Here is a 13771-nt window from a genome sequence, read left to right as displayed (position 1 = left end):
AGCGCGTATTACTTCTACCGATCGCGGGGGCGGTGACTGCCGCGCCCTACACTTGTCCACCATGTGCACCGCTGGTAACGCGCCTATGATCGCTCCGTCCATTCTGTCCGCGGACTTCGCGAATCTCGCCGACGAGGCGGCTGCTGTTGCCAAGCCCGGTGCCACCCGTGCCGATTGGCTGCACGTCGACGTGATGGACAACCATTTCGTGCCGAACCTGACGCTGGGTCTGCCGATCGTCGAGAGCCTGCTGAAGGCCACCGACATCCCGCTCGACTGCCATCTGATGATCGAGAACCCGGAGCGGTGGGCGCCGCCGTATGCCGAGGCCGGCGCCTACAACGTCACCTTCCATGCCGAGGCCACCGAGAATCCGATCGGCGTCGCCCGTGACATCCGCGCCGCTGGTGCGAAAGCCGGTCTGTCGATCAAGCCGGGCACCGCGCTCGAGCCGTATCTGGAGATCCTCCGCGACTTCGACACCCTGCTCATCATGAGCGTCGAACCCGGTTTCGGTGGGCAGAAGTTCATCCCGGAGGTTCTCGAGAAGGCCCGCGCCATCCGGAAGTTCATCGATTCCGAGGATCTGAGGCTGCTCGTCGAGATCGACGGCGGCATCAACGCCGACACCATCGAAGAGGCGGCCGAGGCCGGAATCGACTGCTTCGTCGCCGGGTCGGCGGTCTACGGTGCCGCCGACCCCGGCCAGGCCGTCGCAGCCCTCCGCGAATCTGCCGCGACCGCACGCGCCCACAGCGACATCTGATCCACCACATGGACATTGCCGCCGCCATGGACCGAGCCGTCGAGGCGTCGTATGCGGCCATGGGTGTCAGTTCACCGAATCCGCCTGTCGGAGCGGTGATCCTGGCTGCCGACGGCACTGTCGCCGGCGTCGGCGCGACCCAACCGCCGGGCGGGCCGCACGCCGAGGTCATGGCCTTGCGTGCGGCGGGTGACGCCGCACGTGGCGGCACCGCGATCGTCACGCTCGAACCCTGCAACCACACCGGACGCACCGGCCCGTGCACGCAGGCACTCATCAAGGCCGGCATCGCCGACGTCCACTACGCGGTCAGCGACCCCAACCCCGTCGCCGCGGGTGGCGCCGACACCCTGCGGGCCGCCGGCATACGGGTGACCGGGGGAGTCGCGGCCGACATCGTGGAGAACGGTCCGCTGCGTCCGTGGCTCACCCGACAGCGCCTCGGGCGGCCGATGGTCACCGCCAAGATCGCGGCCGGCATCGACGGCCGCATCGCCGCACCCGACGGCACCAGCCAGTGGATCACCGGCCCCGCCGCCCGCGACCACGCCCACGCGCAGCGGTCACGCCTCGACGCCATCGTCGTCGGCACCGGCACGGCCCTCGCCGACAATCCGACCCTCACCGCCCGCACCGCCGACGGCGGGCTCTATCCGCACCAGCCGGCCCGCGTGGTGCTCGGACACCGCGACGTACCGGCCGACGCCAACCTCCGCGGGGACACCGGGGGACCGCTGGCCCAGGTCGACTCCCACGACCCGGCCGACGTCCTCGCCGCACTGCCCGACGCCCTCTGGGTTCTGGTGGAGGGCGGCCCGCACATCCTCGGCGCCTTCTTCGCCGCCGACCTCGTCGACGAGGTGCACGCCTACGTCGCGCCGATGGTCCTGGGCGCCGGACGCAGTTCCGTCGAGATCCCGGGAGTCACCACTCTGGGCGACGCCAGACGGTTCGAGACCCGCGAGGTCACGACGCTCGGCAATGACGTGTTGGTCACACTCGCCCGCACTGTGCGGCCATCGGCGCAGGTCTGAGCAGGGCGAGATGCGCGACACACCGGGGTCGGACTGTTTCGCTCAGCGAAATTCCAATGCGACTCCGTTCGCGCATCGTGCTAGCGTCGATATCACCAGTTCTCGGGGCGGGGTGAGATTCCCCACCGGCGGTGATGAGGGTGCTATGGATATGCACCTTCCAGCCCGCGAGCGCCTGTCGGAAGACAGGGACAGCAGATTCGGTGAGATTCCGAAGCCGACGGTCATAGTCCGGATGCGAGAGAACAGGCGACACAGTGCCGCCCTGTCTGCTCCGAGCGAGCAGGAGGAGTGCGTGTTCACCGGAATCGTGGAGGAACTCGGCGTCATCGCCGACCGCGAGGATCTCTCTGATGCAGCCCGCTTCACCGTGCGGGGACCCATCGTCACCACCGATGCCGGCCACGGCGACTCCATCGCGGTCAACGGCGTGTGTCTGACCGTCGTCGACCTCCGACCGGGCGAGTTCACCGTCGACGTGATGGGCGAGACGCTTCGTCGTAGCTCCCTGTCCGACCTCGCCGCGGGCAGCACCGTCAACCTCGAACGCGCCATGCCCGCCAACGGGCGTTTCGGCGGCCACATCGTGCAAGGCCACGTCGACGGGACCGGTCGCGTCCTGTCCGTGAGCCCCTCGGAGAACTGGACCGTCGTGCGCATCGGCGTGCCGGAGAAGCTGACCCGCTACCTCGTCGAGAAGGGCTCGATCACCGTCGACGGTGTGTCGCTGACCGTCTCGTCCGTCGGCGGATCGGGTGACGACTCGTGGTTCGAGATCTCCCTGATCCCCACCACCCTCAACGAGACCAACCTCGGTGCCACCAAGCCCGACACCGTGGTCAACCTCGAGGTCGACGTGATCGCCAAGTACGTCGAACGTCTGCACCTCGGAAATACCCAAGCTGTCCCTGCGCTTGAAGAGACGAAATGAGCACAGCGGCCGAAATGAGCACAACGAGTGAGGTTCTGATGAGCGAGTCGCCGCGTGATGGTGAAGACGCGACCACCGACGAACGAGTCCAGCTCGACTCGATCGAACGGGCCATCGCCGACATCGCCGCCGGCAAGGCGGTCGTCGTGGTCGACGACGAGGACCGGGAGAACGAGGGCGACCTGATCTTCGCGGCCGAGAAGGCCACCCCGGAGCTCGTCGCCTTCATGGTCCGCTACACCTCGGGCTACCTGTGCGTCCCGCTCGACGGCGACGCCTGCGACCGTCTCGGTCTGCCCCCGATGTACTCGATGAACCAGGACAAGCACGGCACCGCCTACACCGTGACCGTCGACGCCCGTGAGGGCATCGGCACCGGTATCAGCGCCTCGGACCGTGCCACCACCATGCGTCTGCTCGCCGACCCGGAGGCCACCGCCGGCGACTTCACCCGTCCCGGCCACGTGGTCCCGCTACGCGCCAAGGAGGGCGGCGTGCTGCGTCGTCCCGGCCACACCGAGGCCGCCGTCGACCTGGCCCGCCTCGCCGACCTCGCACCGGCCGGTGTCATCTGCGAGATCGTCAGCCAGAAGGACGTGGGCTCGATGGCCCGCTCCGACGAGCTGCGCGTCTTCGCCGACGAGCACGACCTCGCCATGATCTCGATCGCCGACCTCATCGCATGGCGTCGTCGTCACGAGAAGCACGTCGTGCGCGTCGCCGATGCCCGGATCCCCACCCGTCACGGAGACTTCCGCGCCGTCGGCTACTCCAGCGTCTACGACGACGTCGAGCACGTCGCCCTGGTCAAGGGCGACATCTCCAGCGACGACGGACACGACGTCCTCGTCCGCGTGCACTCGGAGTGCCTGACCGGCGACGTCTTCGGTTCGCTGCGCTGCGACTGCGGTCCGCAGCTCGACGCCGCGATGGAGATGGTGGCCGAGGAAGGCCGCGGCATCATCCTGTACATGCGTGGCCATGAGGGCCGCGGCATCGGTCTGCTGCACAAGCTGCAGGCCTACCAGCTGCAGGACGCCGGCGCCGACACCGTCGACGCCAACCTGGAACTCGGTCTGCCCGCCGACTCCCGCGACTACGGTCTCGGCGCCCAGATTCTCGTCGATCTCGGTGTGTCGTCGATGCGTCTGCTGACCAACAACCCGGCCAAGCGCGTCGGCCTCGACGGCTACGGCCTGCAGATCGTCGACCGTGTGCCGATGCCGGTGCGCGCCAACGCCGAGAACCTGCGCTACCTTCGCACCAAGCGCGACCGGATGGGACACGACCTCGTGGGCCTCGACGACCTTGCGCACACCGGTGACGACGCATCTGAAGGAGCCCCTGCATGAGCGGCCACGGAGAACCGACCCTCGAACTCGCCGACGCCGGCAAACTCCGGCTCGCGATCGTGTCGTCGCAGTGGCACGAGAAGATCTGCGGCGCACTGCTCGACGGCGCGGTCCGCGCGGCCAACGAGAACGGTGTCACCGAGCCGACCATCGTGCAGGTGGCGGGCGCGATCGAGTTGCCGGTCATCGTGCAGGCGCTGGCCCGCACCCACGACGCCGTCGTCGCGCTCGGCGTCGTGATCAAGGGCGAAACACCGCATTTCGAGTACGTGTGCGACGCGGTGACCGCGGGTCTGACCCGCGTCTCGCTCGACGAGTCGACCCCGGTCGGCAACGGCGTGCTGACCACGCTCACCGAGGAGCAGGCCATCGCCCGCGCAGGCCTGCCCGGTTCGACCGAGGACAAGGGCGCCCAGGCGACCGTCGCCGCACTGGCGTCGGCACTGACCCTGCGTGCACTGGCACGCGGTGAGGCCCTGCCGAATGCGGTCGGAGGAGCATCGGCGTGACCTCCCCGCGATGGGACCTGGTCTATCGGCCGCGTAAGTTGCCCCGCTGGGCGATCATCGCGGCCGTGATCGTGATGGCCATCCACATCATCTTCGGGCTGCTGCTGACGGTCGAGGACGTCGGGGTCCGCAACCTCGGCGGCTCCGACCAGGTCGCGATCATCCTGATCGGCGTCCTCATCTCCGGCGCCATCCTCCTGCTGACCCGTCCGCGGCTGCGCGTCGGGGCCGAGGGCGTCGAGGTGCGCAACCTCGTACCGGTCCGGCTCTTCGGCTGGGACCAGGTGCTCGGACTGACCTACCCCGAGAAGGGGTACGGTGCCTGGCTGCTGTTCCCGTCCGACGAACACATCACCGTGCTGGCCGTGCAGGCGAACGACGGCCCGCGGGCCGTCGAGGCGATGGCCCGGTTCCGCGAGCTCGAAGAGCGCTATCGCGGGACCGTCCGACCCGCCAACTAGCCTGGAACACGTGGCCGACCCGACTACCTACCGTCCTGCTCACGGAACCATCCCGACCGATCCCGGGGTGTACAAGTTCCGTGACGAGCACGGTCGTGTCATCTACGTGGGCAAGGCCAAGAACCTCCGGTCGCGCCTGACCTCGTACTTCGCCGACATCGCCTCGCTGCACCCGCGCACCCGCCAGATGGTGACGACGGCGGCGTCGGTCGAGTGGACCGTCGTGGGCACCGAGGTCGAGGCGCTCCAGCTCGAATACAACTGGATCAAGGAGTTCGATCCGCGGTTCAACGTCCGCTACCGCGACGACAAGAGCTATCCGATGCTCGCCGTGACCCTCAACGAGGAGTACCCGCGGCTGTTCGTCTACCGCGGGCCGCGCCGCCGTGGCGTGCGTTACTTCGGTCCGTACGCGCATGCGTGGGCGATCCGCGAGACCGTCGACCTGCTGACGCGGGTGTTCCCGGCGCGCACCTGCTCGGCGGGCGTGTTCAAACGGCACCGACAGATCGACCGCCCGTGCCTGCTCGGCTACATCGACAAGTGCTCCGCCCCCTGCATCGGCCGCGTCGACGCCGAGGAGCACCGTGAGATCGTCGAGGACTTCTGCGACTTCCTGGCCGGCCGCACCGACCTGCTGATCCGCAAGCTCGAACGCGACATGACCGCAGCGGCCGAGGATCTCGACTTCGAACGGGCGGCCCGTCTACGCGACGACATCGGCGCCCTCCGACGCGCGATGGAGAAGCAGGCCGTGGTCCTCGGTGACGGCACCACCGCCGACGTCGTCGCGATCGCCGGCGACGAACTCGAGGTGTCGGTCCAGGTCTTCCACGTGCGCGACGGACGCGTCCGCGGTCAGCGCGGCTGGGTCGTCGAACGCAGCGACAACGGCACCGACGGTGACGTCATCGGCGAGTTCATCACCCAGTTCTACGGTGCGCAGGTCGATTTCGACGCCACCGTCGACGTCGGTCAGAACCGCGCACACGGCGAGTCCGTTCCGCGTGAGGTCCTGGTCCCCGAATTGCCCGCCAACGCAGCAGAACTCGAAGAGTGGCTGTGCGGGCTGCGGGGGAGCAGGGTCAAACTGCGCGTACCGCAGCGGGGCGACAAGAAGGCGCTGTTCGAGACCGTCGCCCGCAACGCGGGTGAAGCACTCACCCAGCACAAACTCCGACGCGCCGGTGATCTCACCACCCGCTCGGCCGCCCTCACCGAGCTGCAGGAGAACCTGATGCTCGACCAGGCGCCGCTGCGTATCGAGTGCGTCGACATCTCGCACGTGCAGGGCACCGACGTCGTCGCCTCTCTCGTCGTCTTCGAGGACGGCCTGCCGCGCAAGTCCGACTACCGGCACTACGCGATCCGTCATGCCGCCGGCGACGGCCATTCCGACGACGTCGCGTCGATCGCCGAGGTCACCCGCCGCCGCTTCCTCCGGCACGGTGCCGACCGCGACGCGCCGCCACCCGAGTCGGGCGAGGTCGACGCCGTGCCCGAGACCCCGGCGCAGCCACGGAAATTCGCGTACCCGCCCAACCTGTTCGTCGTCGACGGTGGCGCACCGCAGGTGCATGCGGCCGCGGCAGTCCTCGACGAACTCGGCGTCACCGACGTCGCGGTCATCGGACTCGCCAAACGCCTCGAGGAGGTGTGGGTGCCCGGCGAGGACGACCCGATGATCCTGCCGCGCAGCAGCCAGGCACTGTTCCTGCTGCAACGTGTGCGCGACGAGGCACACCGGTTCGCCATCACCTTCCACCGCAGCAAGCGCAGCAAGCGGATGACCGCCTCGGCGCTCGACGGCATCCCGGGTCTCGGGAAGACACGACGCACCGCGCTGGTGACCCACTTCGGGTCGGTTGCGCGTCTGCGTGAGGCATCCTTGGAGGAGATCGCCCAGGTTCCGGGGATCGGACTGACCACCGCCCGTGCGGTGCAGAGCGCGCTCGGCGGTGACACCGTCGTCGAGACGGTGCCCGAGTCCGAGGTGGTGGAATCCGAGGTGGTGCCGGTGGAGACGGTGGTGTCCGACGCGGTGAACGAGGCAGAGATGACGGTGGTGACCGGTGACGCGGGACGAGGTGTCGATGAGTGAGCAGGCCGAGGCCGAACACGACGAGCAGCTGACCGGTGGGGTCCGGAACGGCGAGGTGCCGGACGGACTCACCGTCCTGTTCGTCACCGGCATGTCAGGTGCGGGCCGCTCCACGGCGGCCAACGTTCTCGAAGACGACGGCTGGTACGTCGCGGACAACGTTCCGCCGTCGCTGATCTCGACGATGGTCGGGATGGTGCGGGAGAGCGACCCGACGATCACCCGGCTCGCGATGGTGTTGCGCGCCTCCCACCCCAACCTCGCCCACGAACTCGAACAGTTGCGGGACAGCCTCGAGGAGTCCGGGATTCGTACCCGGCTGCTGTACCTCGACGCGAGCGAGGAGGCGCTGGTCCGTCGCTTCGAACAGGTGCGTCGCCGACACCCCCTGCAGGGCAAGGAAACCCTCATCGAGGGCATCGCCCGGGAGCGCGCGATCCTGGCGCCCATCAAGAACGTCGCCGACCTCGTCGTGGAAACCTCGGCGCTCACCGCGGCCAAGCTCCGCTCCGTGGTGGAGGGCGTGTCCCCGGGCGACGCCGAACCGCGGCTGAGCATCGCGGTGCAGTCCTTCGGCTTCAAGTACGGACTGCCCATCGACTCCGATCTCGTCGCCGACGTGCGGTTCCTGCCCAACCCCCACTGGATCGACGAACTGCGCGACCACAACGGGCAGGAGGCGCCGGTCCGCGACTATGTCCTCGGCCAGCCCGACGCCGGTGACTTCCTCGACCTCTACACCGGCCTGGTGTCCATCGTCGGTCGCGGCTACCTACGAGAAGGCAAGCGCTACATGACGATCAGCGTCGGCTGCACCGGTGGCAAACACCGCAGCGTCGCCATCTCCGAGGAACTCGCCCGACGGCTCCGCAAGACCGTCGACGACTCCGGTGTGGCCTCCTACGATGTGCGCGTGATGCACCGCGATCTGGGGCGCGAATGACCCAGAAGATCGTCGCCCTCGGTGGCGGCCACGGCCTGTACGCGACGCTGACCGCGATGCGCTACCTCAGCACCGACATCACCGCGGTGGTGACGGTCGCCGACGACGGCGGATCGTCGGGCCGGCTGCGTGCCGAACTCGGGCTCATCCCGCCGGGAGACCTCCGAATGGCGTTGGCCGCGTTGATGTCTGCGCCCAAGGCGCTCGAGGACTTCCAGACCGCGGGCGATCCCGACACCCGTCGGCGCCACGAACTGTGGGCCGAGGTCCTGCAGCACCGCTTCGGCGGTCGCGGGGCCCTCGCCGGACACCCCATCGGCAATCTGATGCTCGCCGGCCTTACCGAGGTCCTCGGCGACACGGTGGCCGCGCTGCAGGAGCTCCGGTCGATGTTCGGGATCGTCGGGCAGGTGCTGCCCATGTCGACCGTCCCGCTCGACATCGAGGCCGACGTGTCGGGACTCGAGGCGGATCCCCGCATCAGCCGGGAGATCCGCGGACAGGTCGCGGTGGCCACGACGCCCGGCAAGGTACGCCGCGTGCGATTGATCCCCGAGGATCCGCCCGCCTGCGAGAGTGCCGTCGAGGCAATCGAATCCGCCGATCTCGTGATGCTCGGTCCCGGCTCCTGGTTCTCCAGCGTGATCCCGCACGTGCTGGTGCCCGAACAGCTCAAGGCCTTACAGCGCACCGCCGCCCGCAAGGTGCTGGTGGTCAATCTCGCACCCGAACCGGGGGAGACCCCGGGGTTCTCGGTGGAGCGGCATCTGCACGTCCTGCACGCGCACGCCGATACCTTCCGTGTCGACAATGTCCTGGTCGACGCGTCGTCGGTACCGGCCGGACGGGAACGCGAGCATCTAGTGCGTGCGGCAGGGCTCTTCGGCGCCGAGCTGAACGTCGGCGATGTCGCCGTACCCGGTCGCCGGGTCCATGACCCGGCGAAAGTCGCCGCCGTGGTGAACGAACTGTGCGAAGGTGAATCGAACCGTTACGCTGACCGGGCGGACGCCTGACACAGGCGATGATTCGGCGTTTTCTTCAGGGACGTGTGGGCTGTTGACAGGAGGACAGGGACCGGTGGCGATGACGGCGGCGGTGAAAGACGAGCTGAGTCGCCTGACGGTGACCCAGGTGAGTTGCCGGAGAGCCGAGGTGTCGGCCCTGCTGCGATTCGCCGGCGGCTTGCACATCGTGGCCGGCCGCGTCGTGGTCGAGGCCGAGGTCGACATGGGCAATGTCGCGCGGCGCCTACGACGCGAGATCCACGACCTGTTCGGCTACGGCTCCGACGTCCACGTCCTGCGCGGCGGCGGACTGCGTAAGTCGGCCCGCTACATCGTGCGCATCACCAAGGACGGCGAGGGCCTCGCCCGGCAGACCGGCCTGCTCGACCTGCGCGGTCGTCCGGTGCGCGGACTCCCCGCCCAGGTCGTCGGCGGAAGTGTTGCCGACGCCGAAGCCGCCTGGCGCGGTGCGTTTCTCGCCCACGGATCGCTGACCGAACCCGGACGTTCGTCGGCCCTGGAGGTCAGCTGTCCCGGCCCGGAGGCCGCCCTCGCGCTCGTCGGAGCGGCCCGTCGCCTCGGCGTGACCGCCAAGGCCCGCGAGGTCCGCGGCGCCGACCGCGTCGTCATCCGCGACGGCGAGGCCATCGGCGCCCTGCTCACCCGGATGGGCGCCCACGACACCCGCCTGGTGTGGGAGGAACGCCGCATGCGCCGCGAGGTGCGCGCGACCGCGAACCGCCTCGCCAACTTCGATGACGCCAACCTGCGACGCTCGGCTCGTGCGGCAGTCGCCGCGGCGGCCCGCGTCGAACGCGCCCTGGAGATCCTCGGTGACGAGGTCCCCGACCATCTCGTCGCGGCCGGGCAGCTGCGCATCACCCATCGGCAGGCCTCCCTGGAGGAGCTCGGCCAGCTCGCCGACCCGCCGATGACCAAGGACGCCGTCGCCGGACGCATCCGTCGTCTGCTGTCGATGGCCGACAAGAAAGCTCGCCAGGACGGCATCCCGGACACCGAGTCGGCGGTCACCTCAGAGCTGCTCGACGAGGCCTGATCGCTGCGAGGAAGCCAACAGGCGGACCTGCGGTGTGCCGGACGGAACCCGGCCTACTAGGCTGAAGTCGACGTGTGCGGACCGGGGTCGCCCCTGTGTGCCATCGGTGACCGCTCACGGCGCGGCCAGCAGGGCTTGACCCACAGGCCTGACCATGAATACCGCTAAGGAGCACAACTGTGACTGTTCGGGTAGGCGTCAACGGATTCGGCCGGATCGGCCGCAACTTCTTCCGTGCCGTCGAAGCGCAAAAGGCTTTGGGCACCACTGACATCGAGATCGTCGCGGTCAACGACCTCACCGACAACGCGACTCTCGCGCACCTGCTGAAGTTCGACTCGATCCTCGGCCGTCTGCCCGAAGAGGTCAGCCTCGAAGGCGACGACACCATCGTGGTGGGCGACAAGAAGATCAAGGCGCTCGAGGTCAAGGAAGGCCCCGCCTCGATCCCGTGGGGCGATCTGGGTGTCGACGTCGTCGTCGAGTCGACCGGCATCTTCACCGCACGCGCCAAGGCCCAGGGTCACCTGGACGCCGGCGCCAAGAAGGTCATCATCTCGGCCCCCGCGTCGGATGAGGACATCACCATCGTCATGGGCGTCAACGACGACAAGTACGACGGCAGCCAGAACATCATCTCGAACGCCTCGTGCACCACGAACTGCCTCGGCCCGCTGGCCAAGGTCCTCAACGACGAGTTCGGCATCGTCAAGGGCCTCATGACCACGATCCACGCCTACACCCAGGATCAGAACCTGCAGGACGGCCCGCACAAGGACCTGCGTCGCGCCCGCGCCGCCGCCCTGAACATCGTGCCGACCTCGACCGGTGCCGCCAAGGCCATCGGCCTGGTCCTCCCGGAGCTGAAGGGCAAGCTCGACGGCTACGCCCTGCGTGTGCCGATCCCCACCGGCTCGGTCACCGACCTCACCGCGCAGCTGGCCAAGCAGGCCACCGCCGAGGAGATCAACGCCGCGCTCAAGGCCGCTGCCGAGGGTCCGCTCAAGGGCATCCTCAAGTACTACGACGCCCCGATCGTCTCCTCCGACATCGTCACCGACCCGCACAGCTCGCTGTTCGACGCCGGCCTGACCAAGGTCATCGACGATCAGGCCAAGGTCGTGTCCTGGTACGACAACGAGTGGGGCTACTCGAACCGCCTCGTCGACCTCATCGGACTCGTCAGCAAGTCTCTCTAGTCCACTCGTCGTACAACGAAAGAGGAGTCAACGCCTCATGGGTGTTCCCACTCTGAAGAACCTTCTGGAAGAGGGTGTTTCGGGTCGCGGAGTGCTGGTCCGTTCGGATTTCAACGTCCCGCTCGACGGGTCGACGATCACCGATCCGGGCCGCATCCTCGCCTCCCTGCCCACCCTCAACGCGCTCATCGACGCCGGTGCCAAGGTGATCATCACCGCGCACCTGGGTCGGCCGAAGGGCGAGCCGGATCCGAAGTTCTCGCTCGCGCCCGTCGCGGCGCGTCTCGGCGAGGAGCTCGGCCGCAACGTGCAGCTCGCCGGTGACGTCGTCGGCACCGACGCGCTCGCCCGCGCCGAGGGTCTCACCGACGGTGACGTCCTGCTCCTGGAGAACATCCGCTTCGATCCGCGGGAGACCTCCAAGGACGACGCCGAGCGCGAGAAGCTCGCCAAGGCGCTCGTCGAACTCGTCGGCGACGACGGCGCGTTCGTGTCGGACGGCTTCGGAGTGGTCCACCGCAAGCAGGCATCGGTCTACGACGTCGCCAAGCTCCTCCCGCACTACGCGGGAGAGCTGGTGGCGGCCGAGGTCGATGTCCTGTCGAAGCTCACCGAGGAGGTGACCCGCCCGTACGCGGTCGTCCTCGGTGGTTCGAAGGTCTCCGACAAGCTCGGGGTCATCGAGGCGTTGGCTCCCAAGGTCGACACGCTCGTCATCGGCGGCGGCATGGCCTTCACCTTCCTGGCCGCACAGGGCCATTCGGTGGGCACCTCGCTGCTGCAGGAAGACCAGATCGAGGTCTGCAAGAGCCTGCTCGAGCGCTTCGGCGACGTCATCCACCTGCCGGTCGACGTCGTGGTGGCCGACAAGTTCGCCGCCGACGCGGAGGCGAAGACCGTCGCCGCCGACGCCATTCCGGACGGCTGGATGGGCCTCGACATCGGACCGGAGTCGGTGAAACGATTCGCCGCGGTCCTCTCGGGCGCCAAGACGATCTTCTGGAACGGTCCATCAGGCGTCTTCGAGTTCGAGAAGTTCTCGGCCGGCACCCGCGGTGTCGCCGAGGCCATCGCCGGGGCGACCGGCAACGGTGCGTTCACCGTGGTCGGTGGCGGCGACTCGGCCGCCGCGGTGCGGACCCTGGGCCTGCCCGACTCGGACTTCTCGCACATCTCCACCGGAGGTGGCGCATCGCTGGAGTACCTCGAGGGCAAGGAACTCCCCGGACTGAACGTGCTGGAGAGCTGAGCCATGGCAACTCGTAAACCGCTCATCGCGGGCAACTGGAAGATGAACCTGAACCACCTCGAGGCCATCGCGCTGGTTCAGAAGATCGCCTTCGCCCTGCCGGCGAAGTACTTCGACAAGGTCGACGTGACGGTCATCCCGCCGTTCACCGACATCCGCAGCGTGCAAACCGTCGTCGACGGGGACAAGCTCCTGCTCACCTACGGTGCGCAGGACCTGTCGCAGCACGACTCGGGCGCCTACACTGGCGAGATCAGCGGTGCCTTCCTCGCGAAGCTCGGCTGCACCTTCGTCGTCGTCGGGCACTCGGAGCGTCGCACCCTGCACGGCGAGACCGACGAGATCGTGCTGGCCAAGACTAAGGCCGCGCTGCGGCACGAGCTCACCCCGATCGTCTGCATCGGCGAGGGTCTCGAGATCCGCGAGGCCGGCGAGCACGTCGCGTACAACGTGACGCAGCTCAAGGGTTCGCTGGCGGGCCTCTCGGCCGATGAGATCGCCAAGACCGTCATCGCCTACGAGCCGGTCTGGGCCATCGGCACCGGTCGCGTGGCCAGTGCCGCCGACGCCCAGGAGGTCTGCAAGGCGATCCGCGAGACCCTCGCGGAGATCGCCGACGCGGAGACCGCGGCTTCGGTCCGCATCCTCTACGGCGGTTCGGTCAATGCCAAGAACGTCGGCGACATCGTCGGCCAGACCGACGTCGACGGAGCTCTCGTCGGCGGCGCGTCGCTGAAGTCCGACGAGTTCGCGACGCTGTCGGCGATCGCCGCGGGTGGCCCCTTGCCCTGACGGGTCACACCCACGCGTACACTGTGGCAGGTTGGTGTCGATTTGCGTCGGCACCACCTGCCACAGCTGTTTCTCCAGGTGTTTACGGAAGGGCGTTTCGACTCGTGACTGTGCAAGGTGCACTCGACATCGGATTGATCGTGACCAGCGTGCTGCTGATCGTGCTCGTCCTGCTGCACCGCGGCAAGGGTGGCGGTCTGTCGTCCCTGTTCGGCGGCGGTGTCCAGTCCAGCCTGTCGGGTTCGAGCGTCGTCGAACGCAACCTCGACCGGCTGACCATCTTCGTCGGCCTCATCTGGGTGATCTTCATCGTCGGCGTGGGCGTCGACATCAAACTTTCCTGAGCTGATTTCTGCTCTCGACCTCGGGC

The 13771-nt window shown here is 68.2% G+C and carries 14 protein-coding genes and 1 riboswitch; all 14 genes read left to right on the top strand.

The genetic code is table 11. The features are described from left to right. Nucleotides 1–85: 85 nt before the first annotated feature. The 14 genes from rpe to secG all read left to right on the top strand — a co-directional run bounded on the left by rpe (nucleotide 86) and on the right by secG (nucleotide 13745). On the top strand, nucleotides 86–766 hold the full coding sequence (gene rpe / locus LQD00_RS21575) for a ribulose-phosphate 3-epimerase (RefSeq protein WP_232719340.1): 681 nt from the start codon (nucleotides 86–88) through the stop codon (nucleotides 764–766). A gap of 8 nt (nucleotides 767–774) precedes the next feature. After that, nucleotides 775–1800: a bifunctional diaminohydroxyphosphoribosylaminopyrimidine deaminase/5-amino-6-(5-phosphoribosylamino)uracil reductase RibD gene (gene ribD / locus LQD00_RS21570; RefSeq protein ID WP_232719339.1), complete on the top strand. Its 1026-nt coding sequence runs from the start codon at nucleotides 775–777 to the stop codon at nucleotides 1798–1800. Nucleotides 1801–1894: 94 nt separating this feature from the next. Then, nucleotides 1895–2051, top strand: a riboswitch (FMN riboswitch). 44 nt (nucleotides 2052–2095) lie between these two features. Then, nucleotides 2096–2731, top strand: a complete 636-nt coding sequence (locus LQD00_RS21565; RefSeq protein ID WP_232719338.1) for a riboflavin synthase — start codon at nucleotides 2096–2098, stop codon at nucleotides 2729–2731. 38 nt (nucleotides 2732–2769) lie between these two features. Then, nucleotides 2770–4083, top strand: a complete 1314-nt coding sequence (locus LQD00_RS21560) for a bifunctional 3,4-dihydroxy-2-butanone-4-phosphate synthase/GTP cyclohydrolase II (RefSeq protein ID WP_232719337.1) — start codon at nucleotides 2770–2772, stop codon at nucleotides 4081–4083. Beyond that, nucleotides 4080–4592, top strand: coding sequence for a 6,7-dimethyl-8-ribityllumazine synthase (ribH, locus tag LQD00_RS21555; protein ID WP_006866312.1), 513 nt, complete (start codon nucleotides 4080–4082; stop codon nucleotides 4590–4592). Before LQD00_RS21560 ends, ribH begins: the two co-directional genes overlap by 4 nt. Next, the gene (locus LQD00_RS21550) at nucleotides 4589–5053 is read left to right on the top strand and encodes a PH domain-containing protein (protein WP_232719336.1); all 465 of its coding nucleotides are present in this window, start codon (nucleotides 4589–4591) and stop codon (nucleotides 5051–5053) included. Before ribH ends, LQD00_RS21550 begins: the two co-directional genes overlap by 4 nt. A gap of 10 nt (nucleotides 5054–5063) precedes the next feature. After that, nucleotides 5064–7154: an excinuclease ABC subunit UvrC gene (uvrC, locus tag LQD00_RS21545; RefSeq protein WP_232719335.1), complete on the top strand. Its 2091-nt coding sequence runs from the start codon at nucleotides 5064–5066 to the stop codon at nucleotides 7152–7154. Beyond that, nucleotides 7147–8097, top strand: a complete 951-nt coding sequence (gene rapZ, locus LQD00_RS21540) for an RNase adapter RapZ (protein WP_232719334.1) — start codon at nucleotides 7147–7149, stop codon at nucleotides 8095–8097. Before uvrC ends, rapZ begins: the two co-directional genes overlap by 8 nt. Next, the gene (locus LQD00_RS21535) at nucleotides 8094–9113 is read left to right on the top strand and encodes a gluconeogenesis factor YvcK family protein (RefSeq protein ID WP_006866308.1); all 1020 of its coding nucleotides are present in this window, start codon (nucleotides 8094–8096) and stop codon (nucleotides 9111–9113) included. The genes rapZ and LQD00_RS21535 overlap by 4 nt, the downstream gene beginning before the upstream one ends. A 70-nt stretch (nucleotides 9114–9183) precedes the next feature. Continuing rightward, nucleotides 9184–10161: a DNA-binding protein WhiA gene (whiA, locus tag LQD00_RS21530; RefSeq protein WP_174310871.1), complete on the top strand. Its 978-nt coding sequence runs from the start codon at nucleotides 9184–9186 to the stop codon at nucleotides 10159–10161. Nucleotides 10162–10340: 179 nt separating this feature from the next. Continuing rightward, entirely contained in the window at nucleotides 10341–11360 is a 1020-nt protein-coding gene (gap, locus tag LQD00_RS21525) for a type I glyceraldehyde-3-phosphate dehydrogenase (protein WP_006866307.1), read from the top strand. 37 nt (nucleotides 11361–11397) lie between these two features. Beyond that, complete coding sequence (locus LQD00_RS21520; protein ID WP_232719333.1) at nucleotides 11398–12609, top strand: phosphoglycerate kinase; 1212 nt, start codon at nucleotides 11398–11400, stop codon at nucleotides 12607–12609. Between the two features lie 3 nt (nucleotides 12610–12612). Next, complete coding sequence (gene tpiA, locus LQD00_RS21515; RefSeq protein ID WP_232719332.1) at nucleotides 12613–13401, top strand: triose-phosphate isomerase; 789 nt, start codon at nucleotides 12613–12615, stop codon at nucleotides 13399–13401. A gap of 110 nt (nucleotides 13402–13511) precedes the next feature. Next, nucleotides 13512–13745 (top strand): preprotein translocase subunit SecG, encoded by a 234-nt coding sequence (gene secG, locus LQD00_RS21510; RefSeq protein ID WP_006357231.1) that lies wholly within the window; start codon nucleotides 13512–13514, stop codon nucleotides 13743–13745. Nucleotides 13746–13771: the final 26 nt, after the last annotated feature.

The organism is Gordonia metallireducens (genome assembly GCF_021245825.1).
Classification (GTDB): Bacteria; Actinomycetota; Actinomycetes; order Mycobacteriales; family Mycobacteriaceae; genus Gordonia; species Gordonia namibiensis.
The sequence above is the reverse complement of the archived record's forward strand: the minus strand, read 5'-3'. Positions and strand labels throughout refer to the sequence as shown.